This window comes from Bradyrhizobium sp. HKCCYLS2038, from assembly GCF_051167655.1.
Classification (GTDB): Bacteria; Pseudomonadota; Alphaproteobacteria; order Rhizobiales; family Xanthobacteraceae; genus Bradyrhizobium.
Window position 1 is genome coordinate 1 of sequence record NZ_JBNPTM010000020.1, and the last position, 20,822, is coordinate 20,822.

33 protein-coding genes are annotated in these 20,822 nt (G+C 61.1%); all 33 read left to right on the forward strand.

The window, feature by feature from the left end:
- Positions 1-95 precede the first annotated feature (95 nt).
- A complete protein-coding gene (locus ACQR1I_RS36220; protein ID WP_434888986.1) occupies positions 96-497 on the forward strand; it encodes a pentapeptide repeat-containing protein in 402 nt (133 codons plus the stop codon).
- Between the two features lie 275 nt (positions 498-772).
- Entirely contained in the window at positions 773-1,000 is a 228-nt protein-coding gene (locus tag ACQR1I_RS36225; RefSeq protein WP_434888939.1) for a hypothetical protein, read from the forward strand.
- Entirely contained in the window at positions 1,000-1,221 is a 222-nt protein-coding gene (locus tag ACQR1I_RS36230) for a hypothetical protein (RefSeq protein WP_434888940.1), read from the forward strand. Before ACQR1I_RS36225 ends, ACQR1I_RS36230 begins: the two co-directional genes overlap by 1 nt.
- Positions 1,221-1,586, forward strand: a complete 366-nt coding sequence (locus ACQR1I_RS36235; protein WP_434888941.1) for a hypothetical protein — start codon at positions 1,221-1,223, stop codon at positions 1,584-1,586. The genes ACQR1I_RS36230 and ACQR1I_RS36235 overlap by 1 nt, the downstream gene beginning before the upstream one ends.
- Complete coding sequence (locus tag ACQR1I_RS36240) at positions 1,586-1,756, forward strand: hypothetical protein (RefSeq protein ID WP_434888942.1); 171 nt, start codon at positions 1,586-1,588, stop codon at positions 1,754-1,756. Before ACQR1I_RS36235 ends, ACQR1I_RS36240 begins: the two co-directional genes overlap by 1 nt.
- A gap of 62 nt (positions 1,757-1,818) precedes the next feature.
- Positions 1,819-2,127: a hypothetical protein gene (locus ACQR1I_RS36245; RefSeq protein WP_434888943.1), complete on the forward strand. Its 309-nt coding sequence runs from the start codon at positions 1,819-1,821 to the stop codon at positions 2,125-2,127.
- A 14-nt stretch (positions 2,128-2,141) separates the two neighbouring features.
- On the forward strand, positions 2,142-2,672 hold the full coding sequence (locus tag ACQR1I_RS36250) for an NUMOD4 domain-containing protein (protein WP_434888944.1): 531 nt from the start codon (positions 2,142-2,144) through the stop codon (positions 2,670-2,672).
- Positions 2,669-3,361: a 3'-5' exonuclease gene (locus ACQR1I_RS36255; protein WP_434888945.1), complete on the forward strand. Its 693-nt coding sequence runs from the start codon at positions 2,669-2,671 to the stop codon at positions 3,359-3,361. Before ACQR1I_RS36250 ends, ACQR1I_RS36255 begins: the two co-directional genes overlap by 4 nt.
- Positions 3,358-3,570, forward strand: a complete 213-nt coding sequence (locus ACQR1I_RS36260; protein WP_434888946.1) for a hypothetical protein — start codon at positions 3,358-3,360, stop codon at positions 3,568-3,570. The genes ACQR1I_RS36255 and ACQR1I_RS36260 overlap by 4 nt, the downstream gene beginning before the upstream one ends.
- A gap of 386 nt (positions 3,571-3,956) precedes the next feature.
- Positions 3,957-4,628 (forward strand): hypothetical protein, encoded by a 672-nt coding sequence (locus ACQR1I_RS36265; RefSeq protein WP_434888947.1) that lies wholly within the window; start codon positions 3,957-3,959, stop codon positions 4,626-4,628.
- Between the two features lie 3 nt (positions 4,629-4,631).
- Positions 4,632-5,018: a hypothetical protein gene (locus tag ACQR1I_RS36270; RefSeq protein WP_434888948.1), complete on the forward strand. Its 387-nt coding sequence runs from the start codon at positions 4,632-4,634 to the stop codon at positions 5,016-5,018.
- Positions 5,018-5,212, forward strand: a complete 195-nt coding sequence (locus ACQR1I_RS36275) for a hypothetical protein (protein WP_434888949.1) — start codon at positions 5,018-5,020, stop codon at positions 5,210-5,212. Before ACQR1I_RS36270 ends, ACQR1I_RS36275 begins: the two co-directional genes overlap by 1 nt.
- Positions 5,213-5,216: 4 nt before the next feature.
- Positions 5,217-5,654, forward strand: a complete 438-nt coding sequence (locus ACQR1I_RS36280) for a hypothetical protein (protein WP_434888950.1) — start codon at positions 5,217-5,219, stop codon at positions 5,652-5,654.
- Entirely contained in the window at positions 5,651-5,956 is a 306-nt protein-coding gene (locus ACQR1I_RS36285) for a hypothetical protein (RefSeq protein ID WP_434888951.1), read from the forward strand. The genes ACQR1I_RS36280 and ACQR1I_RS36285 overlap by 4 nt, the downstream gene beginning before the upstream one ends.
- Complete coding sequence (locus ACQR1I_RS36290) at positions 5,956-6,117, forward strand: hypothetical protein (RefSeq protein WP_434888952.1); 162 nt, start codon at positions 5,956-5,958, stop codon at positions 6,115-6,117. Before ACQR1I_RS36285 ends, ACQR1I_RS36290 begins: the two co-directional genes overlap by 1 nt.
- Positions 6,118-6,119: 2 nt before the next feature.
- On the forward strand, positions 6,120-7,568 hold the full coding sequence (locus tag ACQR1I_RS36295; protein ID WP_434888953.1) for a glycosyl hydrolase family 28-related protein: 1,449 nt from the start codon (positions 6,120-6,122) through the stop codon (positions 7,566-7,568).
- Between the two features lie 332 nt (positions 7,569-7,900).
- Entirely contained in the window at positions 7,901-8,179 is a 279-nt protein-coding gene (locus ACQR1I_RS36300) for a hypothetical protein (protein WP_434888954.1), read from the forward strand.
- Complete coding sequence (locus ACQR1I_RS36305) at positions 8,176-10,869, forward strand: DEAD/DEAH box helicase family protein (protein ID WP_434888955.1); 2,694 nt, start codon at positions 8,176-8,178, stop codon at positions 10,867-10,869. Before ACQR1I_RS36300 ends, ACQR1I_RS36305 begins: the two co-directional genes overlap by 4 nt.
- 11 nt (positions 10,870-10,880) lie before the next feature.
- Complete coding sequence (locus ACQR1I_RS36310; protein WP_434888956.1) at positions 10,881-11,312, forward strand: hypothetical protein; 432 nt, start codon at positions 10,881-10,883, stop codon at positions 11,310-11,312.
- Between the two features lie 30 nt (positions 11,313-11,342).
- A complete protein-coding gene (locus ACQR1I_RS36315) occupies positions 11,343-11,633 on the forward strand; it encodes a hypothetical protein (RefSeq protein ID WP_434888957.1) in 291 nt (96 codons plus the stop codon).
- A gap of 2 nt (positions 11,634-11,635) precedes the next feature.
- Positions 11,636-11,821 carry a hypothetical protein gene (locus ACQR1I_RS36320; RefSeq protein ID WP_434888958.1) on the forward strand — a complete coding sequence of 62 codons (186 nt, stop codon included), beginning with the start codon at positions 11,636-11,638 and terminating at the stop codon, positions 11,819-11,821.
- 69 nt (positions 11,822-11,890) lie between these two features.
- The gene (locus tag ACQR1I_RS36325; RefSeq protein ID WP_434888959.1) at positions 11,891-12,358 is read left to right on the forward strand and encodes a DUF2280 domain-containing protein; all 468 of its coding nucleotides are present in this window, start codon (positions 11,891-11,893) and stop codon (positions 12,356-12,358) included.
- On the forward strand, positions 12,355-13,650 hold the full coding sequence (locus ACQR1I_RS36330; RefSeq protein WP_434888960.1) for a PBSX family phage terminase large subunit: 1,296 nt from the start codon (positions 12,355-12,357) through the stop codon (positions 13,648-13,650). Before ACQR1I_RS36325 ends, ACQR1I_RS36330 begins: the two co-directional genes overlap by 4 nt.
- Complete coding sequence (locus ACQR1I_RS36335) at positions 13,650-15,089, forward strand: DUF4055 domain-containing protein (RefSeq protein ID WP_434888961.1); 1,440 nt, start codon at positions 13,650-13,652, stop codon at positions 15,087-15,089. The genes ACQR1I_RS36330 and ACQR1I_RS36335 overlap by 1 nt, the downstream gene beginning before the upstream one ends.
- Entirely contained in the window at positions 15,079-16,149 is a 1,071-nt protein-coding gene (locus ACQR1I_RS36340) for a phage minor head protein (protein WP_434888962.1), read from the forward strand. The genes ACQR1I_RS36335 and ACQR1I_RS36340 overlap by 11 nt, the downstream gene beginning before the upstream one ends.
- Before the next feature lie 40 nt (positions 16,150-16,189).
- The gene (locus ACQR1I_RS36345; RefSeq protein WP_434888963.1) at positions 16,190-16,963 is read left to right on the forward strand and encodes a hypothetical protein; all 774 of its coding nucleotides are present in this window, start codon (positions 16,190-16,192) and stop codon (positions 16,961-16,963) included.
- A gap of 154 nt (positions 16,964-17,117) precedes the next feature.
- Complete coding sequence (locus tag ACQR1I_RS36350) at positions 17,118-18,245, forward strand: hypothetical protein (RefSeq protein ID WP_434888964.1); 1,128 nt, start codon at positions 17,118-17,120, stop codon at positions 18,243-18,245.
- A 43-nt stretch (positions 18,246-18,288) separates the two neighbouring features.
- Positions 18,289-18,633: a hypothetical protein gene (locus ACQR1I_RS36355; protein ID WP_434888965.1), complete on the forward strand. Its 345-nt coding sequence runs from the start codon at positions 18,289-18,291 to the stop codon at positions 18,631-18,633.
- A 6-nt stretch (positions 18,634-18,639) separates the two neighbouring features.
- Positions 18,640-18,972 (forward strand): hypothetical protein, encoded by a 333-nt coding sequence (locus tag ACQR1I_RS36360; protein ID WP_434888966.1) that lies wholly within the window; start codon positions 18,640-18,642, stop codon positions 18,970-18,972.
- A gap of 33 nt (positions 18,973-19,005) precedes the next feature.
- Positions 19,006-19,458, forward strand: a complete 453-nt coding sequence (locus ACQR1I_RS36365; protein WP_434888967.1) for a hypothetical protein — start codon at positions 19,006-19,008, stop codon at positions 19,456-19,458.
- Entirely contained in the window at positions 19,455-20,018 is a 564-nt protein-coding gene (locus tag ACQR1I_RS36370; protein WP_434888968.1) for a DnaT-like ssDNA-binding protein, read from the forward strand. The genes ACQR1I_RS36365 and ACQR1I_RS36370 overlap by 4 nt, the downstream gene beginning before the upstream one ends.
- Positions 20,015-20,389: a hypothetical protein gene (locus ACQR1I_RS36375; protein WP_434888969.1), complete on the forward strand. Its 375-nt coding sequence runs from the start codon at positions 20,015-20,017 to the stop codon at positions 20,387-20,389. Before ACQR1I_RS36370 ends, ACQR1I_RS36375 begins: the two co-directional genes overlap by 4 nt.
- The gene (locus ACQR1I_RS36380) at positions 20,386-20,793 is read left to right on the forward strand and encodes an HK97 gp10 family phage protein (RefSeq protein ID WP_434888970.1); all 408 of its coding nucleotides are present in this window, start codon (positions 20,386-20,388) and stop codon (positions 20,791-20,793) included. The genes ACQR1I_RS36375 and ACQR1I_RS36380 overlap by 4 nt, the downstream gene beginning before the upstream one ends.
- The last annotated feature ends 29 nt before the right edge of the window (positions 20,794-20,822 follow it).

Here is a 20,822-nt window from a genome sequence, read left to right on the forward strand (position 1 = left end):
CGGACCTGTACGGCGCGAACCTGTCCTGCGCGAACCTGTCCCGCGCGGACCTGTCCCGCGCGGACCTGTCCGGCGCGGACCTGTACGGCGCGAACCTGTCCTGCGCGAACCTGTCCCGCGCGGACCTGTCCCGCGCGGACCTGTCCGGCGCGAACCTGTCCGGCGCGAACCTGTCCTGCGCGAACCTGTCCCGCGCGAACCTGTCCCGCGCGGACCTGTCCGGCGCGGACCTGTACGGCGCGAACCTGTCCTGCGCGAACCTGTCCGGCCAGCCGATCGTCGACGGTGGATTGCGCTCCGATGGATATCGTTTTTTGCTCACCAACTTCAAGGACGAAGGTTTGCGCGTGAAGGCCGGATGTCGCAACCTCACTCCGGTCGATGCTCGTGCGCACTGGAACAACACGCGCGGCGAGACGCAACTCGGCGCAGAGTCGATCGCGCTCGTTGAGCACATGCTCAACCTGGCCAAAGTTCGCGGATGGGACATTCCGTGACCGCTCCGAACCGCCGACGCAGCGTGAAGTTGAGCCGATCTTACGGCGAAACGAACTCGTGTCGTCGGAAGCAGCGGTTCACATCCTACACGCTCGCCGAACGCGCTGCAGGCAACCATAGCCGCATGGAATGCCTCGAGGCGGGCGAATTACTTCCCTACTACTGCAAATATTGCGGCGGCTATCACATCGGGAGTCCACCGGAATGATCAACCGCCGCGGCGCAATCCTGGTGCTCACTTTCACCGTCGTTTCAATATGGTTAGGGGCAAACTATGGGTTTTGATCTCACGACCGACCAACTCCGCTTCCTGCGCCTCCATCAACGCCATATCGTCGAGCGCACGAGCGCAATATTCGGTGGCGCCATGGTCCGCGCTGTGTCCGGCAACCTCTCGGCGACCGTCCGCCTCGACGAGCTTGAGGGTCTGATCGGCGCGGGCGTCTTGGCGCCGGCTTGGGGCGGTGCATTCACGGTAACCGAAGCGGGGCGTGGGTTGTGATGGACCGCAAGCGCTGCGAACGCGCCAGGCGCGACGAAGGATTCCCGGCCCGTCTCGACTGTGACATCTGCGGCCGTGGGCCGTGCGGGCGCCTAGTGGTCGGGCAGAACTGGCCGCCGAAACCGCCCCATGACGGACTGACCGGCGCGCAAATCGCCGCGCGTGAAGTTCCCAATCGCCTGTTCGGCGCCACCATCAACGAGAACGGAGAAGCGGTTTAATGAAGGTCTATCTTGCCGCGCGGTTCAGCGATCGACCGCAAATGGAAAGTGTCGCCGATACGCTCAAGGCCAAGGGCTACGACATCGTTTCGAGATGGGTCTACGGTGGTGAAACCGGCTTGACTCGTCAGCAGATCGCCGTGCTGGACCTGGCCGACGTCGAGATCGCCGATATCGTGATTTCGTATACGCAGGTGCACGGAACGCTGACCAAGGGTGGCGGCCGGCATGTCGAGTTCGGCTACGCGCTGGCGCGCGGAAAACAGCTCGTGCTGATCGGCGACCGCGAGAACGTGTTTCACCACTACCCCAACGTATCGGTGTTTCCGACCCTGGACGCTTGGCTCAATTCCTTGGCGGCTTGATGCTGACAGACGATCAGATCCACGAGGCCGCGTTGCGGGCCGGCGCCATGGTGCTCGGTGACCAGGGCACGCGGCAGCAATATCTCATCGATCTGGACCAGCTCCGCCGACTACTTGCACCGCCCTGCCCTGTGCTGCTGCCGGTCGCACAAAATGACTCGGATGATTAATTTTGTGTTGACAATTTGCATTGCGTGTTTATTGTTGGCGGCGTGGTGCAAGGGGCGGCGGAATGAGCGAAACGAAAAAGCGGCTGCTGCTCGCAAAGTGGCGGGCTCAAGTCGAGACGCTGCACGAGATTGAGGATCGGCTGCAGAATAGCATTGCCGATCGTGACGCGACGATTGAACGCGCAAAAGAAGAACTTGCCGAAGCGAACGAAAAGATCGAGTCGCTCGAGGCTGATCAGGATTGGCGTCTGATCGAACTCGAAACGGTGCTGACCGACGTCAAGTATTGGCTGCATGACGGTCTCGTGCACCACAAGTTGGTTTCTGACCCGCGCGCGCTGCTGCGCAAGATTGAGAATGTGATCGGATGAGAACGCATCCGACGTTGGTCGATTTCATCCCTGGCGAGCAGTGGAGGCAAATCACAGGACACGACGGTTATTTCATTTCATCTCGTGGTCGCGTCTGCACCATCGACCGAACCGTGATGCGCTCGAATGGATCTCCGCAGTTTTGTCGAGGTCGTGTTTTGCGTCAGAAGGTCAAAAAGAGCGGACATTTGGTTGTCACTCTTGGATTACGTCAAATCGAATATGTTCACACGCTTGTTCTGACCGCATTTGTTTGTCCGCGTCCACCAGGCTTGGAAGCACTTCATGAAGACGATAACCCGGCGAATAATCTCTATCACAATCTGAGATGGGGTACGCGTTCGCAAAACCTGAATGATGCCATCGGTAACGGCAAGAAGCCCGTTGGCGAGCAAAACTGGAACGCCAAACTGACCGAAGATGCGGTGAGGTTCATCCGATCGAACTCGCATTTGTCTCTTACCGAATTGGCGAATCGGTTCGGTGTTCATCGTCAGACGATCGCAAAAATCCGCGATTTCCGCATGTGGAGATATGTCCAATGACCACGCACATCATGTGTGACCTGGAAACCTTGTGTAAGCGGCCCGGTGGTGTTGTCTTGGCCGCGGCTTTCGTCCGTTGTCACGACGAGGCTCACTGCACGTTGAATTTGTCGATTGAGGATCAGACCGCGCTCGGGCTCGAACAAGACCAGGAAACGATTACTTGGTGGCACGACAACGAAGCCAGGAACCCGGGCGCATGGGCGATTGCCACGGCGAACCCGCAGCCACTCAACGTCGCATTACCTTATTTCATTCGGTGGCTGCAATGGGCAGCTCCGGACGGTGATTTTTTACTGTGGTGCCACGGCGCTACATTCGATGGACCGATCCTAGGCGAAGTTTACCGCCGTGCTGGGATCGAATGCCCGTGGACTCGCGACTTTTGGCGCGTCCAATGTACGCGGACTGCCTACAACCTCGCCGGCATCAACCCCAAGGACTACGCCGTCCCGCCGCCGCATGTCGCGCTGAACGACGCGCTCGGGCAGTCGCGCGCGCTGGTGGCGTCGCTCAAGATCCTGGCGCGGGCGCACCTCAACCCTGGCGCCTGGCGCTATTTCCATCATCCCGAAAGCGGTTGCGTGTTCCATGTAGACGACGGCTCGCGTCCGCAAGATCCGCTCTGCGAAGAAATCACAGCCGAGGAATACCTCGAACTGGCAAAGCAGTACGGAGCGGCGGCGTGAGTGTCATCCCTTTTACACCACGCACACCCACCGGCACCGGCAACGGCGCGCTCGAGGCGGTCCGCGAATACCTGGATAGCGTGCATCCCGCGCGAGGTAACGGCGCGACGGATTGCGGCGCATTCCTCGACGGCTCCGGAGCGCTCCCGGCTGGCGATCACATGCTCATGTGGCTTTGGGAGCGCGGTTTCAAGGTGGTGCCGCTGTGATCCCCAAGGGCACGCCACATCCGTCCGGCCGGCCGATCCGCCCGCGCATCGTCAAGGGGCGCGGATCGTTCGGAATGGTGACGTTCTATTCGCCCGCAGATGCGCGGCGATTTGCGAGACAGAGGAAACGCCTATGAACGAGCGATGCCAAGCCCGCCGCGAACACGACGAGATGCACTGCCCGCGCTGCCGGCTGCGATGGGACACGAACGACCCGGACCGGCCAGCCTGCTCGCCCAAGACCGGTTCGGGCGTGCCCGTGGTCAAGCCGCCGCGGTTCGCTCCCGAGCGCCTGCCCTATCGATCCGGGTTACCGCTCGATCGCTGAATGTTGACAATCAACATAAACGCAGGTACGGTGTCGGCTTCCTAACGCAGGACCGCACATGGAACCCGCTTCAATCCGTTGCAAAAACCCCGGCGCCATGTGGGGTCGGACCGGCCGCAAGCCGACTCAGTTTTTCGCGACGCCTCAGGGGCCGCACGGCTGCGAAACCAACGCTCCGATCCCCGTGAAGTGGGGCAGCACCAAGACCATTTACCTGAGTGACGGGCTCGGTCAGAACAACAACATCGCCATTTTCGACACGTGGGTGCAGGGGATCTGCGCACAACTCGATCTCTGGCGCACCTCCAAGAATTACCGCAACAAGCGGCTTGCCGATGCGCTGCACACGTGGTCCGGCGGCAACAACGTCCCGAGCTATATCGCGCTCGTCAAGGCGCGCGTCCCCGGGGTCACCGAGAACACCATCATGAATGATGCGTTCTGGCGCTCGCCGTCGGGCGTCGCGTTTCTCAAGGCGCAGGCCGGTCACGAGGCCGGCAAGTCGTATCCGGCGCCCGATGCTGACTGGACCGAGGCACAGCGGCGCGTGTTCGCTCGGGTCGATACCGCGGCGTCCGTCAAGAAGACCGGTGGCGCGATCGCGGCCGGCAGCACCGCGGCAGCAGCCGCGCACCAAGCGGGTTTCTCGCCGTCGGCGGTCGTCGCGATCGGCGCCATTGCCGTGATCGTGACGGTGATTTCCCTCATGTTCTTCGTGAAAAGGAAGTAGACAATGACGCTTCCCGTGTGGCCTTGGGCGCTGTTCGGCGCGTTCGTCGGACTGGTGATCGCCTACATTCTCGTGCTTCGTCCCGTCCTTCGAGCGCTGCCGGCCTTCCGCGAGTTCTATGCCGAGGCCGATGGCTTTTGGGCCAAGGTGTGGGCGCTGTGCTTTCGCTCGGCGACCATTGCCATGGCCTATGCACTGGCGGCCCCGTCGATCGCGCTCGAGGTGTTCGACCGCCTGGCCGCGCTGCTCGGTGACCCCGAACTCAACGCGAAACAGCAGATCCTCGACGCGCTGAAAGACCACCCGTCGCTGTTGTCGGCGGCCGGGCTCGCAATGTCCGCCGTGATCGTCATCGCGCGTCTGCGCTCGATCGGACGGGTGGCCGGCTGATGAGCGCTCTCAACATCGGCATTTTGATTGCGTTCGTTCTTGGTGCCGCCGCCCTGCTCGCGAGTTTCAAGGCCGGCAAGTCGGTGAGCTTCTACGACGGTTCGTTTCTCGTGCAAATCGCCCTGATGGCCGTCGGTGTCGGTCTCATGGCGGCGGCACTGGTCATCAAGTTCATCGCGTCGTTGTTCGGGTGACAGCATGATCGCCGCGTTCCTCGCGTTTTTCCAGGCGCTTCCGTCGCTCGTGCACGGGTTCGAGGCGTTCACCAAGGCGCACTACGACGCCAAGGTGAAGATTGTTGCCGCCCGTATCGGCGGGGACACGGAGACCGCGAAGCAGATCGTTTCCGGGCTCGTCAGCGAGGGACAGACGCGCGTCGAGTGGCTGCGCACGGTGTCGCAAAGCAAATTCCTCATGTGGATGGTCGGGCTGTGGTCGGCGCCCTGGATCGTCTACGAATGGAAAGTCGTCTTGTGGGACAACATTCTCTGCAAGGCGCTGTTCGGCGTCTACGGGTTCACGCCTGAAATCAAGGGTCTTGTGGCCGCTTGGGCCGGGTTGATCCTCGGCGGGATTTTCGGGACCGGCGGCGTTATGGCTGCGGCTGGACTGTTCGATAAGTGGAGGCGCGCGTGACTGTCGTTGTGTCGTTCATCAAGGCGAAGGCCGGCGGCGTGACCGGCATGGGTCGCGTTCGCGCGCGTGAGAACATCACGATTCCGGGCTCGACGACCACGGCCGCCGAAGAAGGCGACCTGATCATCATCGGCAACAGCGAAACCAGCATGGTTGCCGTTGCATGGGGATCCACCCCGGATGCCGCGGCGACCGCCGAATCGACCACGACCAGCGCGGGTGTGTGCGTCGGACCGGGTGCGGTGTCCTATCCGATCCGCCCGAATGTCGGCGACAAGGTGAATGCAAAGGTCGTCACCTGATGAGGACGTTCGGGCTCGGGCTTGGGCTGGATTTTGCGACCGGCGCTCTCCTTGGGGGAGTGGCGGCCCTGGTGCCCCCGACCGGCTTTGTTTTCGTCGTCGACAGCAACGGTGCCTACGTGATCGACACGGATGGCGCATACCTCATTGAGGCGGCCTGATCATGTTAGCTACTCTCCAAGTTTCCCAAGCGGCCGTTTTCGGCGACGTCATCAATCCGAAAAGCCCGAGGTACGGTGCTGTCGGCGACGGCGTGGCCGACGACACGACCGCGCTTCAGAATGCGATTAACGCGGCCATCGCCGCTGGGAAGCCGTTCTACCTCCCGCCGGGCCTGTATAAAAACACCGGCCTCACGATCAACGGCAATATTTCGATTGTGGGCGCTGCCGCCGCCGGCAATTGGGCCGGAACGGGCCAGATCAACCTTCCGGGCGGTTCGCCTCCGCTTGCAGGCGCCGTGCTGTACATGGCGTCGAACGGTTCGAACGCCATCACGATTTCCGGCACAGCGCTGCAGGTCAACATTCAGAATCTAGGCATCCTGTTTCAGACGCTGTTTTCTGGAACGGGTGACGGCATAAACTATATCCCGAGTGGATCAAATCAGGGCCTTTCTGGGTCACGCTTCGACAACGTGATGGTCTACGGTCACGACGGGAATCACTACGCGTATAACCTGCAGAATCCGATCTACGGCACGTGGACGAATGTCAGCAGCTACGGCGGCGGGGCGCTCAAGCTCGTGGGCACCACAGGTAGCTTCAATTACGGGAATATGACCTTTGTCCAGCTTTTCGGGCAGGTCGTAACCGGCGGTTCGGCGAACGGTGTCGATATCAGCGCGGGCGCATCGCAGAAGTTGAATCTCATCACTTTCGTGCGGCCTCAGATCAACGTCAACAGTACGGGAGTTTCGCTCGGCAATCTCCCGACCAGCGCGCAATCGATTTGGGTCGAAGACACTAACGTCAAGGGCATTCGGAAAATTGCCCCCGATTTCGAGACGAACGTCAGTTCGAGCGTGACGTTCGGGAATCCGACAACTGGAAACGATGTCGACCTCGCGGGAATGTTTTCGACCGCAGCAAGCTTCAAATCGCCCGCATGGACAACGAACGGGTTCGGCAATGGGCAGACGACGCGAACTTACACCGACACCACGTCATCGGGAACGGTAGCGGCTGGCGGAACATTCGTGTTTCCAGGGAACACGATTGCCGCATCTTCTGCTGTGACGTTCACCGAGTATGGGACGCTCTATTTGCCGGCTCCGGTTGCTGGGACCAACGTCACGCTGACGAGCCCCGCATCTCTCTATGCGGCAGGTCCTGTCCGATCTGGCTCATCGTTCGCGGGAACCGGATTCTTTTCGTCGGGGCCTGCGGCGATCTACAATACGACAACGCCTCCAGCCGGCGGAACGGCGAATGCTGGCTTGCGTATATCCAACGTCGCCAACTTCGGCGTATTTTTCGGGACTGGAGCGCCGACGCTTTCGGCCGCAAAAGGGTCTCTCTATCTCCGCCGGGACGGTACGACGACCAACGATAGAATGTATGTCAACACGGACGGTGCCACGACCTGGACCGCTGTGACGACGGCCGCATAGTCCACTCCCTCAGGGAGAGCGATACCATAATGGACCCGCTGCAACTCATACCTGGAACGTTCGCCGTATATTTCACGGTCGACATGTTCATGGCCGTGTGTGAGCGCTTCGGCTACGTCCCGACGGTAGCGGTTATCTTCGCCGCGCTCTGGATTGCGTCGCGACTGGTGAATTGCCGCAACTAACTCATTTTTATGTTGACAATCAACATCCATGCTGTAGGTTTGCAGCATGGCAAAGCATCACACATACCGATATATTTTGAACCTCCTGCTCGGCGCCGGCTGTCCGTTCGCTGAAGCGCATCAGATCGCGACCGAGCAGGGTGTGAAATGAGCACGCTCTACCGTTCTCCCGATCTCATCGTCGACGAGCACGAATGGCACATCCGCGTTTTCAAGGTCGACGGGCGCACGTTCATGCGCTTCTACTTCCGGCCGTTGAAGCTCAAGCCGACGCCGTGGCAGCGGATTGAGTTTTGGCAGGGTCCGAAACCGAAGCGGCTCGGGCACAAACTGGCAAAATATCGCAAGCATGCCGAAATCGCCATGCGGGCCGACGCAACGCGGCGCGCGGCCGTTGCGGCGTCTTTGCGAGATCTCGCGGCGTGATCCAACTCCGCCCCCATCAGATCGACGCGGCCGATGCCGTCGAGGATGCCTACCGCGCCGGCATGATGCGGCCGCTCGTCGACTCCTGCGTCGGCTCGGGTAAATCGCTCACGATGGCCGAACTCGCGCGTCGCGCATGGGCTCGAGGCGAGCGGACGATCATTTGTGCGCACCGCGAATCGCTCGTCGAGCAGAACGCAGAGGCGTGCCGTAAGCTCGGGCTGCAAGTCGGCATCAACGCCGCGAAGCTCGGCGAGCGCACCTGGCGGGCGCCGGTCATCAGCGCCATGATTAACAGCGTTTACAATTCGGCGCAGCAGTTCGGGCCGGTGGCGAACATCTTCACCGACGAAGCGCATCTCGTGCCGCACTCCGAGTCGGGGATGTATCGCGAATTCCTGCGTGGCTTTCCCAACGCGCGCAAACCCGGTTTCAGCGGCACGGTGTTTCGCCTGCAAGGCGGGTCGCTCGTCGAGGGCGAAGGTGCTCCGTTCGAACGCGTCGTGTTCGCCTATTCGATCATCGACGGGATCCGCGACGGCTACCTTGTGCCCGCCTACTCGGCGCCGGCCAGCGACAAGATCGACGTTTCGAAGCTCCGCAAGACCGCGGGCGAGTTCACGGGTGCCAGCCAAGATGCGCAAATGCTCGCGCTCATGGACTCGCACATCGCGCAAATGATGGTGGGCGGCGCCGATCGGCGGGCGTGGCTGATCTTTGAGGCGACGCAGAAAGCCGCCCTGGCCATGACCGAGCGGTTGAACGCGTGGGGCATTCCAGCCGCTTGCGTGATCGACAAGACGCGGGATCGGCGCGCGATTTATGACGCGTTCAACGCCGGTCGGCTGCGCGCCCTGGTCAACGTCGAGGCGCTGACCACCGGGTTTGATTCGCAGCGGATCGACCTGGTGTGCTTTCGCCGCCGCACCATGTCGCTCGGGCTGTATATCCAGATGTGTCTGGACGCACAAACGGAAATCCTGACTGAACGCGGTTGGTTGCGACACAATCAGATGACCGATGGCGATAAGGTCGCAGGTTTCGATAGGGAGACCGGTGCGATTGAGTGGTGCGATATTCTTTCGCGTGTAGAACGTCCGCTTTCCGGCGGCGAACGGATGTATGGCATCAAATCACCACACTTAGACATTCGCGTGACCGATCAGCATGACATGTTGGTGCGGTCGATGAGTCGCACAACAAAACGATGGACAAAGGAACCCGCCGCACAAATGGCGATGCGTGCTGGTCTATCACGAATTCCGGTGGCAGGCATCCAGGGGGCTTGTGGTACAGTTCTGACCGATGATGAGTTGCGTTTCGTTGGTTGGTATTTGACGGACGGATGCATCAATAAGAAAACTAATCAATTATACATTGCGCAATCGGACGCAAAACCAGCACACTGCGCTGAGATCCGACGCGTTTTGCAATCGTGCGGGCTAAAATTCGGAGAATGTCTTATCAAGCGAACGGGAGCGCAGGTGCATTATGCTCCTTCCCGGCATTTTACTGTTTCCAAGGGCACGCCGCGCGGCCGAGATCATCATTTGCGCGGTTGGTCACATCTTGAACCGTGGCTAGATAAATCGATCGGAAGTCCGCGATTCGAAATGTTGACGCAGCGGCAGTTGCTCGTGCTATTGCAAGCCATGTGGCTCGGCGATGGACGCAGCGGTTCGGCGTTCGATTATACCCTGCGCACATTCGACATTACTTTCGGTGATAACAGGGATGCGGCAGAGCGCATGCAGTCACTCTGCGTGCGTCGCGGCTTTCGTTGCAACATGGCCGTTCAGCGGCAAAAGCCGAGCAGTTGGAATGCCAATCCTAAACCGCAATATATGCTTCATATCAAATCTGTATCAACATCGACGGTCGCAGGTTTCGGTGTTGCAGATGGTAGCATCTCCGGAAAAAAATCTTACAAGCGTTCGCGATTTGAAGAAGTTCCGCACGTGCCCGGTGAATTAGTATGGTGTGTTGAAACTCGACTTGGTACGATAGTAACGCGACGAAACGGAAAGGTTGCTATTGTCGGCAATTGTGGCCGCGGGCTCCGGACGATCGGCGGCAACCTTGAGGCCAGCATTCGCGCCGGAAAATCCGATTGTCTGTTCTATGACTTCGCCGGCGTGATCGACCAGCACGGCCCGCTGGACTTCATTCGACCCAAAGAAACCAAGGTCAATCTGGTTAGTTGCGAGGCGTGCGACGCGCGCGTTCCGAGCGCGGCGATGCGCTGTTGGAATTGCGACGAACAGATGAATAAGCTCTGCCCGGCCTGCCTGGTCAACATCCCCAAGGGCACGCTCGACTGTCCCGAGTGCGGGCATGACATGCGGGCGGGCGGCGGCGAGCCGGTGCAGCGCGGCGCGAAGTTGCTCGAGACGCCATCGGGCGCGGCGTTGATCGCGGCATTCCGGCCCGTATCGGAGAAGGCCGGCGGCTGGATCCCGATTCGCCGGGCGTGGGAGGTCGACGGGCGCGCGATCGTGGCGGACAGCAACGGCGATCGGTGGGAGCTTCCGGACGTCCTGGCGCCGCACGCTGCCGACGCGCGGTGGATCCGCGGCGAGGCTGGCGCGGTCGCCGGGCTGCTGAAACCGAACGGCTCGTCTCGGAACACCGTCCTGCAGATCACGGCGGAGGGGGTGGTTCTGCCGGTGCCGATGCCGCCAAAAATCTAAAAGGTGCGAATATGGCAACCAAATCAATTACTTGCGCAATATGCAGTAGTTCTTTTCTGGTTGAAATGAAACGAGGCGGTTACCCAAATACTTGTTCGATCGAATGTCGCGCAGAACAAAAGCAGCGGAAAATTCGTCGTTATGAGACAAACAACCGTCAGAGCATCAATGAGCGCGCGAAACGGTATAGATCGGATAATCGTCCTGCGATCACCGAGAGAGAGAAGCTCAAATACGCTGCCGATCCGACGCAAAAGCGTACTGGCGCTTCGCGCAGTTATAAACGACGCGTCGCAACGGACCCTAAATTCAGGGAAACAAAACGTCAGCGTCAGCGTGCTGATTATCTCAAGCAGCAACTTATCTCGTCGTTTGAGACCCTTAACGGTAGACCGCCTACCGCAATGGAAATTCAGACCATGTTGAACGGACATTTATGTTGACAATTTACGGACCAAGTGCAAAGTGATCGCATGACCGAGCAGAACCCCACCGTCGCCAAGATCCTCAAGCGCTACGACGCGAAGCAGGAGAGCGTGCAGCAGATCGCCGATACGGTCGGCGTGTCGCTCGGCTATGTCTATGAGGTGCTGCGCGAGCATCGGCCCGGCCGCCCGCGGAAGCAGCACAAGACGCGCTCGGATAACCCGCGCATGATTGTGGGGCTGTTCGATCAGGGTATCAAGCCGGCGAAGATTGCGAAGGTGCTCGGCGTGTCGCGCACCTACACCTATCGCGAGTTGGGGAAGGCGGGGCGAGTATAACCATGGCAAGACCCGAAGACACTCTCACCAAGGCCGGCGCGCGGTCGCTCGTCGTGCAGATCCGGGAATACTGGGCGCTCCGCGGCCACTCGGTCCGCGTCGAGGCGGTCCCGATCCAAGATTGGCCCGATATGTGGGGCGTGCGGTCGAATCTGGTCAATGGGGTGCCGCCCGGCACCGTATGTTGACAATTTACATTCGCTAGTGTATGCAGACGGAATTGCGTCCGAGATGGGCGCGTTTTGCATCGCCAGGGAATGGCAAACGTACACACGAAACCACAGCAAGAGTTCATCGTCCGTAAGCTTGCTGCGTTCGAGCCGCCACGATCTATCGTGTTGGATTTCGCCGCTGTGTACCCGGATACGAAGTGCGACGAAAACGACGTTCTGCGGCTGGATCCGTCAAACGGCGTTTCGCCGGAGTTGTTCATGCTTTTCAAGCAAACGCGCGAGGCTGTTTTGCTTGACCCCGAGTCGGCGCCGTTCGCGGCGCAACAGGCGCGTTTGATCGCGTTAAGTCATGACGTCAAGTTCCACCGCGCGCGGAACGAACTCGCGAACGCGCGCGCCGTGCTGCGCCAGATCGCCGAGGAATTGGGTGCGGTCGGAGGCGGCAAGGGTGCAGGTAAAGCCGTGCCGAGCGCCGGAGAGACGCCGGAGTTCAAGCAAATCGAGGTGACGCGCACCGTCGTCGATCCGCCGCCGATGGTGGCCGAACAATGATCGAAGGGCTCCGCCTCGACATTCCGACGCCACGCGCGTTCCTGCCCCTGGCAAATAGCCGCAAACGCTATCAGGGTGCGAAAGGCGGTCGTGGCGGTGCCAAGTCCCATTTCTTTGGCGCACAATCCGTTGAGGAGATGTTTTCCCAGCATACGCGACTTGCATGCGTCCGTGAGGTGCAGAACAGCATTAAGGATTCGGTCAAGCAATTGATCGAAGACAAAATCAACAAACTGACTGCCGTCGATATTGAGACGGGTAAGCGGTGGCCGATCGCGCCTTGGTTCAAGATCACCGAGCGCGAAATCGTCTGTGCGCACACGGACAGCCTGGCAATCTTCCGCGGCCTGCAGAACCACACGGCGGCGTCGATCAAGTCGCTCGAGGGGTTCAACCGCGCTTGGTACGAGGAATCGCACTCGCTCACACAGCGTTCGCTCGACTTGGCTACGCCGACATTTCGAACGCCGGGTTCGCAGCAACGGTTTTCCTGGAACCCCGATCTCGAAACGGATCCTGTCGACGTCTTTTTCAATTCGGCTGTTGCGGAAGATGATCCCGATTTCGTGCTCGTCACCGTCAATTACAACGACAATCCGTGGTTTCCGGACGAACTGCGCCGGGATATGGAGCGCGACAAGCGGCGCGACTTCGATAAATACCTGTGGGTTTGGCGCGGTGGCTACCGCAAGAATTCGGCCGCGCAAGTGTTCAAAGGCATCCGAGTCGAGCCGTTCGATCCGCCGAAGTTCGGGACGCGGCTGCTCGGTGGCGGCGATTGGGGTTTCTCAGTCGACCCGACGGTCGGTCTCATTTCCTGGATCGAAGGGCGCACGCTCTATATCTGGCGCGAAGTCTATGAGGTGGGATGCGAGATCGACCGAACGCCCGCTCTGTTCGACAAGCTGGATCCGGAATGGTCGCCGGCAAAAGCCAAAGATCCGAATTGGCGGTCGCTTGCGCGGCGTGTTGACTTCATTGCGGATAGCGCGCGTCCTGAGACCATCTCTTACATGCAGCGCGCCGGCTTCCGCATTCAACCCGCCATCAAGGGCACCGGTTCGGTTGAGGACGGCATCACGTTTTTGCAGTCCTACGACATCGTGATTCATCCGCAGTGCGTGCACGCGGCGACCGAGTTCAAACTCTATTCGTTCAAGATCGACAAGAAAACTAATCAGATCACGACCGAGCTTGAAGATAAGGACAATCACACGATCGACTCGGCGCGCTACAGCGTGGAAAACGTCCGCCGCGCGACCACAACCACACGACAGGAGCTTAGACTCTAATGGCACAGCAGAAAGACGTCTCGACTCCGTCGCGCGAGCAGCGGGAAATGATCGACGAAGCGCGGCCGATCCGCACGCTCGTCAATGGTACCGCAGCGATGCGCGCGGCCGGTGAGGAGTATTTGCCGCGCGAGGTCGCGGAGAGCATCGATTCCTATGAAAAGCGAAAAAAACGCTCGACGCTGTTCAACGCGACCGGCAAGACCGTTCTCGACATGACCGGTAAGGTGTTCACCAAGCCGATTGTCGTCGATCCCAAGGCGGTCGACGCCGATATGCAGGCGTGGTTCGCCAACGTCGACAACGCCGGCCAAAGCCTGAATGTCTTCGCGGCCAAAGCGTTCTATGACGCACTGCAGCCGGGTATCGGTTACATTTATGTCGACGCGCCGCAGAAGCCGACGCGCCCCGACAATCAGGAACCGACGATCGCAGACTATCAGGCGGCGAAGTGGCGGCCGTTCTTCCGGTATGTCTGCCTTGAGGATCTGATTGGTTGGAAATCGGAGGTCATCAACGGCGCTCCGACGCTCACGCAGATTCGCCTCAAGGAATGCGACAGCGAGCCCGACCCGAAGAACCCATACGAGAACGTGGAGGTCGAACAGATCCGCGTCGTCACGCGTGGCGCGGGCAACTGCATTTGGGAGACGTTCCGACAGGTTGAAAAAGACGGCAAAAAGGAATGGGTGCTGCACGAGAGCGGCACCATCAGCCTGCCTGAGATCGCGCTGTTCCCGATCTACATCAACCGCGACGAGTTCATGGAGGCGTGTCCACCCCTGGCTAAGCTCGCCGAACTCAACATCAAGCATTGGCAACTCGACAGCGACCTGACCAACATCATGCACGTCGCATGTGTTCCGATTCTGTTCGGTGCGGGTTTCGGCGAGCAGGACAAGCTTGTTATCGGTGCGGCCGAAATGGTGCAGTCGTCGAACCCCGACGCGAAACTTACCTATGTCGAGCACACGGGCGCTGCGATCGGCACGGCACAGACGCGCCTCGACAAGCTGGAACTGCAGATGCAGACGATGGGGCTGCAACTCCTCATCGACCAGGCGGGCGGGCAGACGGCGACCGGCGAGACGCGCGACAACATCAAGGAAAACTCGCCGCTCGCCATGATGGCGGACGCGCTTGAACAGGCGTTGACGCAGGCTGCCGGCGCGATGGCCAAGCTCGGCGGGCAAACTGAGCCGAAGCCCGGTAGCATCAAAATTAACAAAGATTTTGGTATCTCGAATGCCGGCGATCTGCAGTATCTGGTGCAACTGGCGCTCGGCGGAAAGATCGACAATGAGACGCTGCTCGAGGAATTGAAGCGGCGCAACGTGATCTCGGAACATGCCGATATCGAAACGATTCTGGCGCGGCTCGACGCGCAGGCGCCCGATGTCCAAACGCCTCCCGGCAAGGGGATGAACCTTGGCAACTAGCGCGAACGATACGCTGGTCGATCTCTACATCGAACGCGCGGTCGACCTTCTGCGCCTCGAGGCGGGCACCCGAAACAAGGTGCTCGCGATTCTCTCCGACCTTGAGGGCGAGTTGGTCGCTGCGCTCGCCAAGATCGACCCGACGGGCGTCAACAGCGTATCCGCGCAGCAAAAGCGGCTTGTAAAGTTGCTTGAGGCGGTGCGTGCGGCGATCCGTGCCGGCTATCGCGATGCCTCGAAACTGATGACGAACGAAATTCGCGAGATCGTCGACATCGAATCGACTTGGGTCGGTTCGGCGATCAATGAGTCGGTGCAAATCGAACTCGTCACAGGCGGACTCACGCGCGGCGGGCTCGAAACGATCGCGTCTGACGTCTTGATTCAGGGCGCGGCGTCCGCCGACTGGTGGTCACGCCAAGCGCAGGACTTGCAGAACCGGTTCGCCGATCAAATGCGGCTCGGCATTGCAGCCGGCGAGACGAACGCCGACCTTGTTGCGCGCGTGCGCGGCGGCGTCATGGATATTTCCAAGAACTCGGCAACGCGCCTTGTGCGATCGTCGGTGCAAGCCGCGGCGAACGCCGGTCGCGAGGCGATGTATGAAAAGAACAATGACCTGATTGTCTCGCTGCAGTGGCACGCGACCCTGGACACGCGCACCTCAATCTGGTGCATCACGCGTGACGGGCATCACTACAGCACCGACGAAGCGCACAAGCCGAAAGACGGCGGGCCGCCTTGGTTGCAGGGTCCGGGCAAGATTCACTGGCAATGCCGCAGCACCAGCATTCCGGTTCTGAAGTCCTGGCGCGATCTCGGCATCCCGATGGATGAAGTGCCGCAGACGACGCGCGCGAGCATGGACGGTCAGGTGCCGGCCAAGACTACGTTCGAAGCGTGGCTGAAGAAGCAAGGTCAGGCGCGACAGGACACCGTGCTTGGCGCGACCGTCGCCGATCTGTGGCGCCGTGGCAAACTGAATTTCCGCGATCTGCTCGACCAGTCGGGCCGACCGCTGACCACCGAACAACTGCGTCGCAAAGCGGCGCGGTCGTGACCGCCGGGATGATCCGGCTTTCTAACAGCGAGAAGCTGACATGCCTTTGGAATTGATCGTTGAAGACATCAACACCGTGCCCGAGCCGTTCCGCGGCGAATATGCCGAGAAGGACGGCAAATTTCACCTGGCGGTGAACGGGCTCACCAACCTGTACGCGCCGCGCGAGGCGCTGACCAAGGCGAACCGCGAGGCCGCCGAGCGTCGGCACGCGTTGACTGCGTGGGAAACCGCCGTTGGCGGTCGCAGCGTCGAGGACGTGCAGACGCTCATTGCCGACATCGACTCCGGCAAGTTCGCCAAGGGCGGCAAGTCGAAAGAGGAGTTCGACGCGATCCTTGCGCAGCACAAGACGGCTTCCGAAAAGACGCTCAAGGCCGCGCAAGATGAGCGGGACACCGCCTACAACGTCGCTCGCAAGGCGCTCGTCGACGGCGAACTCAAGAGCGCGCTCGCTGCGGCGAAGGCAACCAAGACCGGACTCGCGATGCTGCCCAAGCTGCTCGGCGACCGTATCGAACTCACGTTTGAGAATGGCGAGGCGGTGCGCAAGATCCTGGCGCCGGACGGCAAGACTCCGATGGTCGGCAACGGTCCGGACGGCTACGCGACGCTCGACGACCTGATGAAGGACGTCGTCAAGTCGTTCCCCGATCTGTTCGAGGGCTCCGGCGCGGGCGGCGGTGGCGGACCGGTGAAGCCGGGTGGCGGTTCGGGCGGCGGCGTCAAGACCTGGACGCGGGCGGAATTCGACGCCGCATCGCCGAAGGATCGGGCCGCTCGCATGAATGAGGGCTATCAGATCGCCGGCTAAGGCGACCCCGCGCGGCCATGTTGACAATTTACATAAACGCTGTTAGCGTGGCCGCGCTCATAATTTGAATTCCCGGGCGAGATGCCCATTCCGCACAGCTAAACCCGGGAGATCCGGAGGGAGGCGATCATGTAACCCGGAGTAGCAACGAACCATGGCCAATACCCTTACCACCCTTGCCCCGACGCTGTTCAGCGCGGCGAAGGAAATTGCGGCAGAGCCGTTCGGCGTCGTGGGCGCCGTCAATACCTCGTTCGATGACAAGGGCGTCGCCAAGGGCGACAAGGTGTCCGTCGACGTCGCGCCGACCCGCGCCGCGTCCGACTTCACCCCGAACAACGTCGCTTCGACCGGCACCGATTCGACCGGCTCCAAGATCGACGTCACGATCACCAAGTCGCGCAAGGTCGACTGGCATCTGACCGGCGAGCAGATCAAGTCGCTGCAGAATGCCACGATCAATCAGGACTGGGTTTCCCAGCTCGTCAAGCAGGGTATGCGCACGCTGCGCAACGAATGCGAGGTCGACGCGGCGATCGCCGTCAAGCAGGGTGCGTCCCGTGGCTTCGGCACCGCCGGCACCACGCCGTTCGCCTCCGATCTGACCGCGCTCACCAATGCGCGCAAGATCCTGGTGGACAACGGTGCTCCCAAGGCGGCGCTTCAGATGGTGTTCGACACGAACGCCGGCCTGAACCTGCGCAATCTCGGTGTGCTGCAGAACGCCTATCAGGCCGGCAGCGACCAGGAGCGCCGGACCGGCGAGTTCCTACCGCAGATGGGTTTCCGCCTGTCGGAGTCGGCCGGTATCGCCGTCCACACCAAGGGCACCGGCTCGGGCTACCTGATCAACAACGCGTCGGGCTACGCGGTCGGTTCGACGTCGATCCAGGTGGACACCGGCACCGGCACCATCCTCCCGGGCGACATCGTGACCATCGGTTCCGACACGAACAAGTATGTCGCGGCCGGTCTGTCCGGTACGACCCTGACCCTGAACGCGCCGGGTCTGCGCGTCGCCGCAGTCGACAACGCCACTGTGACCGTCGGCAACAACTACACCGCCAACCTCGCGTTCGAGCGCAACGCGGTCGTTGGCGTGCTGCGTCCGCCGATCATGCCGCCGAATCCGACGATCGAACAGATGCTGATCTCGGACGACCAGGGCATGACCTATCTGATGCTGCAGATCGCGCAGTACGGCCAGATTTCCTGGGAACTTCATCTCGCGTGGGGCTTCCAGGCGATCAACGGCGAGTTCTCGGCGGTCGTTCTCGGCTGATCTTTCAGCCGGTGGCTTCTAAGGGCGCACCCTCTCCGGAGCGGTGCGCCTCATAGAGTCCACAGCACAGGAAAGCCAAATGGCACTCTCTGGTATTTCGCTGAATGCCGTCACAAATCCGACGGTCGGCGCGGCAATCATGTTCGATTCGCCGAAGCATATTTGCAGTCTGATTGTGACTGCGACCGGCTCCCCGTCCAGCATCGACGTTTCGCTGCAGGGCACGATCGACGGCATGCATTGGGTCGATCTCGCGACGAGTTCAGTTGGCGCCGACAAGGTGATCGGCAGCACGAGCTATGCGGTCATGGGCTTGCGAGCAGTGCTCAACAACTGGTCAGGTGGCGCGAGATCGACGTTCACCGCCTCCGTAGCTGCGCGGGAGTAATGGGCGATGGCTGACTACTCCCGCGACCCGAACAAGGGTGCTTTGCCCATGGTCAAGATCAAGCATCCGGACGGCTATGCTGTGATCGGCGAGCCGGATTTCGACCCGGCCGTTCACGAGCGCTTCGATGAGCCGGCCGCGCCCCCGCCGCCGCCTGTGCTGCCTCCGCCGCCGGCTGGCGCTCCGGATCCGCTGGACAATCTGCCGGCGAACTGGCGCGAGGATCACGGCGCTCGCCTGAAGTCGATCGCGGCGGCGATCTCCGGCGGCCGTGCCGTCGAGAACAAGGACCAGGCGATTGCCGTGATCGAGTCGGCGCTGGCGGCTCGAGGCAAGTAACGTATGACCACAGTAGCATATCGGGGCGGGTTCATGGCGTCCGATAGCTGTTGGTCATACGGTGGAACCGTCGACACGCTCGCGAACAAGATCGAGCGGCTTTCCGGTGGCGCCCTGGTTGGCACCGCCGGGCAAGGTGACTGCCGGCCGGTGCTCGCGCTCCTGGACAAGGTGCGCACGCCGGCCGGACTTCCTTCCTACGAAGCGATTTCCGCCGTGCGGTCCGAATGCTTGGCGCTGGTTGTTCTGCCGAAGGGGCGAATCTTCAAGATTGCAACGACGATTGTTTCGCCCGGCAGTTGGGACGATTCGACCGGAATCGGCATGTGGGAGATCAACGGCCCATTCGCCGCGATCGGCTCGGGTGGTGATCTGGCGCTCGTCGCCATGGAATGCGGCAAGTCCGCCCGCGACGCAGTGCGGATCGCCTGCAAATACGACACGGCATCGCGCCCGCCGGTTCACGTCATGGAGTTGACCCGATGAGCTTGGACAGCACACCCGGCGGCGCGGCGGCCGAATCCTATTTTTCAATTGCAGAGGCCGATACCTATTTCGCCGCGCGCGGCAACGCCGCATGGGCGGCGGCGACCACGACCGCCAAGGAACAGGCGGCGCGCGCCGGCACGCAATATCTCGAGAACACCTATCGCACGCGATGGGTCGGTTTGACCGCGGCGCAGACGCAGGCGCTCGCCTGGCCGCGCGTCGACGGGCAGCGCGGCGGCATGGGTCGGTCGTTCGGCTACGGCTACACGTTCCCGCTCTACGACATCAACGGTTGGGCGATCGACAGCACGACCATTCCGGCGCAGATCAAATATGCGGCGATGCAAGCCGCCCTGCTTGCGCTCGGCGGGGTCAGTCTCGAGCCGACGCTTGAGCGCGGTGGCCAGATCCACAGCATCAGCAAGGGCGTTGGGCCGCTGTCCAAGTCGATCGTTTACGTCGACGGTGCGCCGGCGCGCGACACCTACACGGCGATTGAGGGCTATCTGCGCGGGCTCGTGCAGTCGTCCGGAAACGTCAAGCTGGTGCGCGCATGACCACTCCATTCGATTACATGGAAAGCCGCGACGATGCCGACGATCTGATCGCCGAGTTCGGCCGCGCTGTCCTGATTCGGCGCCAGACGGCCAGCGGTACGCCGTTCGATCCGACCGTGACGAACACCGACTATGCGACCGTCGCCGCGCGAATCGAATTCACCTTCCGGCAGCAGCAGACCGGCAGCGTCTTGGCGACCGATGAGCGATGGATGATTGCCGCCGGCCCGCTCGCCGCGCTCGGCGTCACCACGATTCTCCCGTCCGATCACATCGTCGTCGATGGCGTTGAGCATTCGGTCGGGCCGCTGTCGCGTCCGCTCGCGCCGGCCGGAACGGTGGTGCTGTTCGACGTCCAGGCGCAGAAGTGAGTAACAACACCTTCACCGCAAGCATTGCCGCGTTCGTCGAGAAGGCCAAGGACAACGCCGATTTGGTCGTCCGCAAGGTCGCGCTTGAGATGTTCACCCGGGTCGTCATCAAAACGCCCGTGGATACCGGTCGGGCGCGCGGATCCTGGCAAGTCGCGATCGGCTCGGTTCCGGCCGGCCAAGTCAACCATCTGGACAAGACTGGTGCCGAGACGATCGCGCGAGTTGCCGCCGGCACCGCTCCGGCGAAGGCCGGCGACGTGATCTATCTGGTGGCAAACCTGCCCTACATCAACGCGCTCGAATACGGCCATTCGAAGCAAGCGCCGAACGGCATGGTCCGCCTGACGATCATGGAATGGGATCGGGTGGTCTCGAATGCAGCGCAGGCGGTCAACAAGTGACGTATGTTGACAATTTCCATACGTCGTGC

Coding starts and splice junctions, on each gene's coding strand:
- ACQR1I_RS36225 (WP_434888939.1), top strand. CDS start 773: ATGGGTTTTGATCTCACGACCGACCAACTCCGCTTCCTGCGCCTCCAT.
- ACQR1I_RS36230 (WP_434888940.1), top strand. CDS start 1,000: ATGGACCGCAAGCGCTGCGAACGCGCCAGGCGCGACGAAGGATTCCCG.
- ACQR1I_RS36235 (WP_434888941.1), top strand. CDS start 1,221: ATGAAGGTCTATCTTGCCGCGCGGTTCAGCGATCGACCGCAAATGGAA.
- ACQR1I_RS36240 (WP_434888942.1), top strand. CDS start 1,586: ATGCTGACAGACGATCAGATCCACGAGGCCGCGTTGCGGGCCGGCGCC.
- ACQR1I_RS36245 (WP_434888943.1), top strand. CDS start 1,819: ATGAGCGAAACGAAAAAGCGGCTGCTGCTCGCAAAGTGGCGGGCTCAA.
- ACQR1I_RS36255 (WP_434888945.1), top strand. CDS start 2,669: ATGACCACGCACATCATGTGTGACCTGGAAACCTTGTGTAAGCGGCCC.
- ACQR1I_RS36265 (WP_434888947.1), top strand. CDS start 3,957: ATGGAACCCGCTTCAATCCGTTGCAAAAACCCCGGCGCCATGTGGGGT.
- ACQR1I_RS36270 (WP_434888948.1), top strand. CDS start 4,632: ATGACGCTTCCCGTGTGGCCTTGGGCGCTGTTCGGCGCGTTCGTCGGA.
- ACQR1I_RS36275 (WP_434888949.1), top strand. CDS start 5,018: ATGAGCGCTCTCAACATCGGCATTTTGATTGCGTTCGTTCTTGGTGCC.
- ACQR1I_RS36280 (WP_434888950.1), top strand. CDS start 5,217: ATGATCGCCGCGTTCCTCGCGTTTTTCCAGGCGCTTCCGTCGCTCGTG.
- ACQR1I_RS36290 (WP_434888952.1), top strand. CDS start 5,956: ATGAGGACGTTCGGGCTCGGGCTTGGGCTGGATTTTGCGACCGGCGCT.
- ACQR1I_RS36295 (WP_434888953.1), top strand. CDS start 6,120: ATGTTAGCTACTCTCCAAGTTTCCCAAGCGGCCGTTTTCGGCGACGTC.
- ACQR1I_RS36300 (WP_434888954.1), top strand. CDS start 7,901: ATGAGCACGCTCTACCGTTCTCCCGATCTCATCGTCGACGAGCACGAA.
- ACQR1I_RS36310 (WP_434888956.1), top strand. CDS start 10,881: ATGGCAACCAAATCAATTACTTGCGCAATATGCAGTAGTTCTTTTCTG.
- ACQR1I_RS36315 (WP_434888957.1), top strand. CDS start 11,343: ATGACCGAGCAGAACCCCACCGTCGCCAAGATCCTCAAGCGCTACGAC.
- ACQR1I_RS36320 (WP_434888958.1), top strand. CDS start 11,636: ATGGCAAGACCCGAAGACACTCTCACCAAGGCCGGCGCGCGGTCGCTC.
- ACQR1I_RS36325 (WP_434888959.1), top strand. CDS start 11,891: ATGGCAAACGTACACACGAAACCACAGCAAGAGTTCATCGTCCGTAAG.
- ACQR1I_RS36330 (WP_434888960.1), top strand. CDS start 12,355: ATGATCGAAGGGCTCCGCCTCGACATTCCGACGCCACGCGCGTTCCTG.
- ACQR1I_RS36335 (WP_434888961.1), top strand. CDS start 13,650: ATGGCACAGCAGAAAGACGTCTCGACTCCGTCGCGCGAGCAGCGGGAA.
- ACQR1I_RS36345 (WP_434888963.1), top strand. CDS start 16,190: ATGCCTTTGGAATTGATCGTTGAAGACATCAACACCGTGCCCGAGCCG.
- ACQR1I_RS36350 (WP_434888964.1), top strand. CDS start 17,118: ATGGCCAATACCCTTACCACCCTTGCCCCGACGCTGTTCAGCGCGGCG.
- ACQR1I_RS36360 (WP_434888966.1), top strand. CDS start 18,640: ATGGCTGACTACTCCCGCGACCCGAACAAGGGTGCTTTGCCCATGGTC.
- ACQR1I_RS36365 (WP_434888967.1), top strand. CDS start 19,006: ATGGCGTCCGATAGCTGTTGGTCATACGGTGGAACCGTCGACACGCTC.
- ACQR1I_RS36370 (WP_434888968.1), top strand. CDS start 19,455: ATGAGCTTGGACAGCACACCCGGCGGCGCGGCGGCCGAATCCTATTTT.
- ACQR1I_RS36375 (WP_434888969.1), top strand. CDS start 20,015: ATGACCACTCCATTCGATTACATGGAAAGCCGCGACGATGCCGACGAT.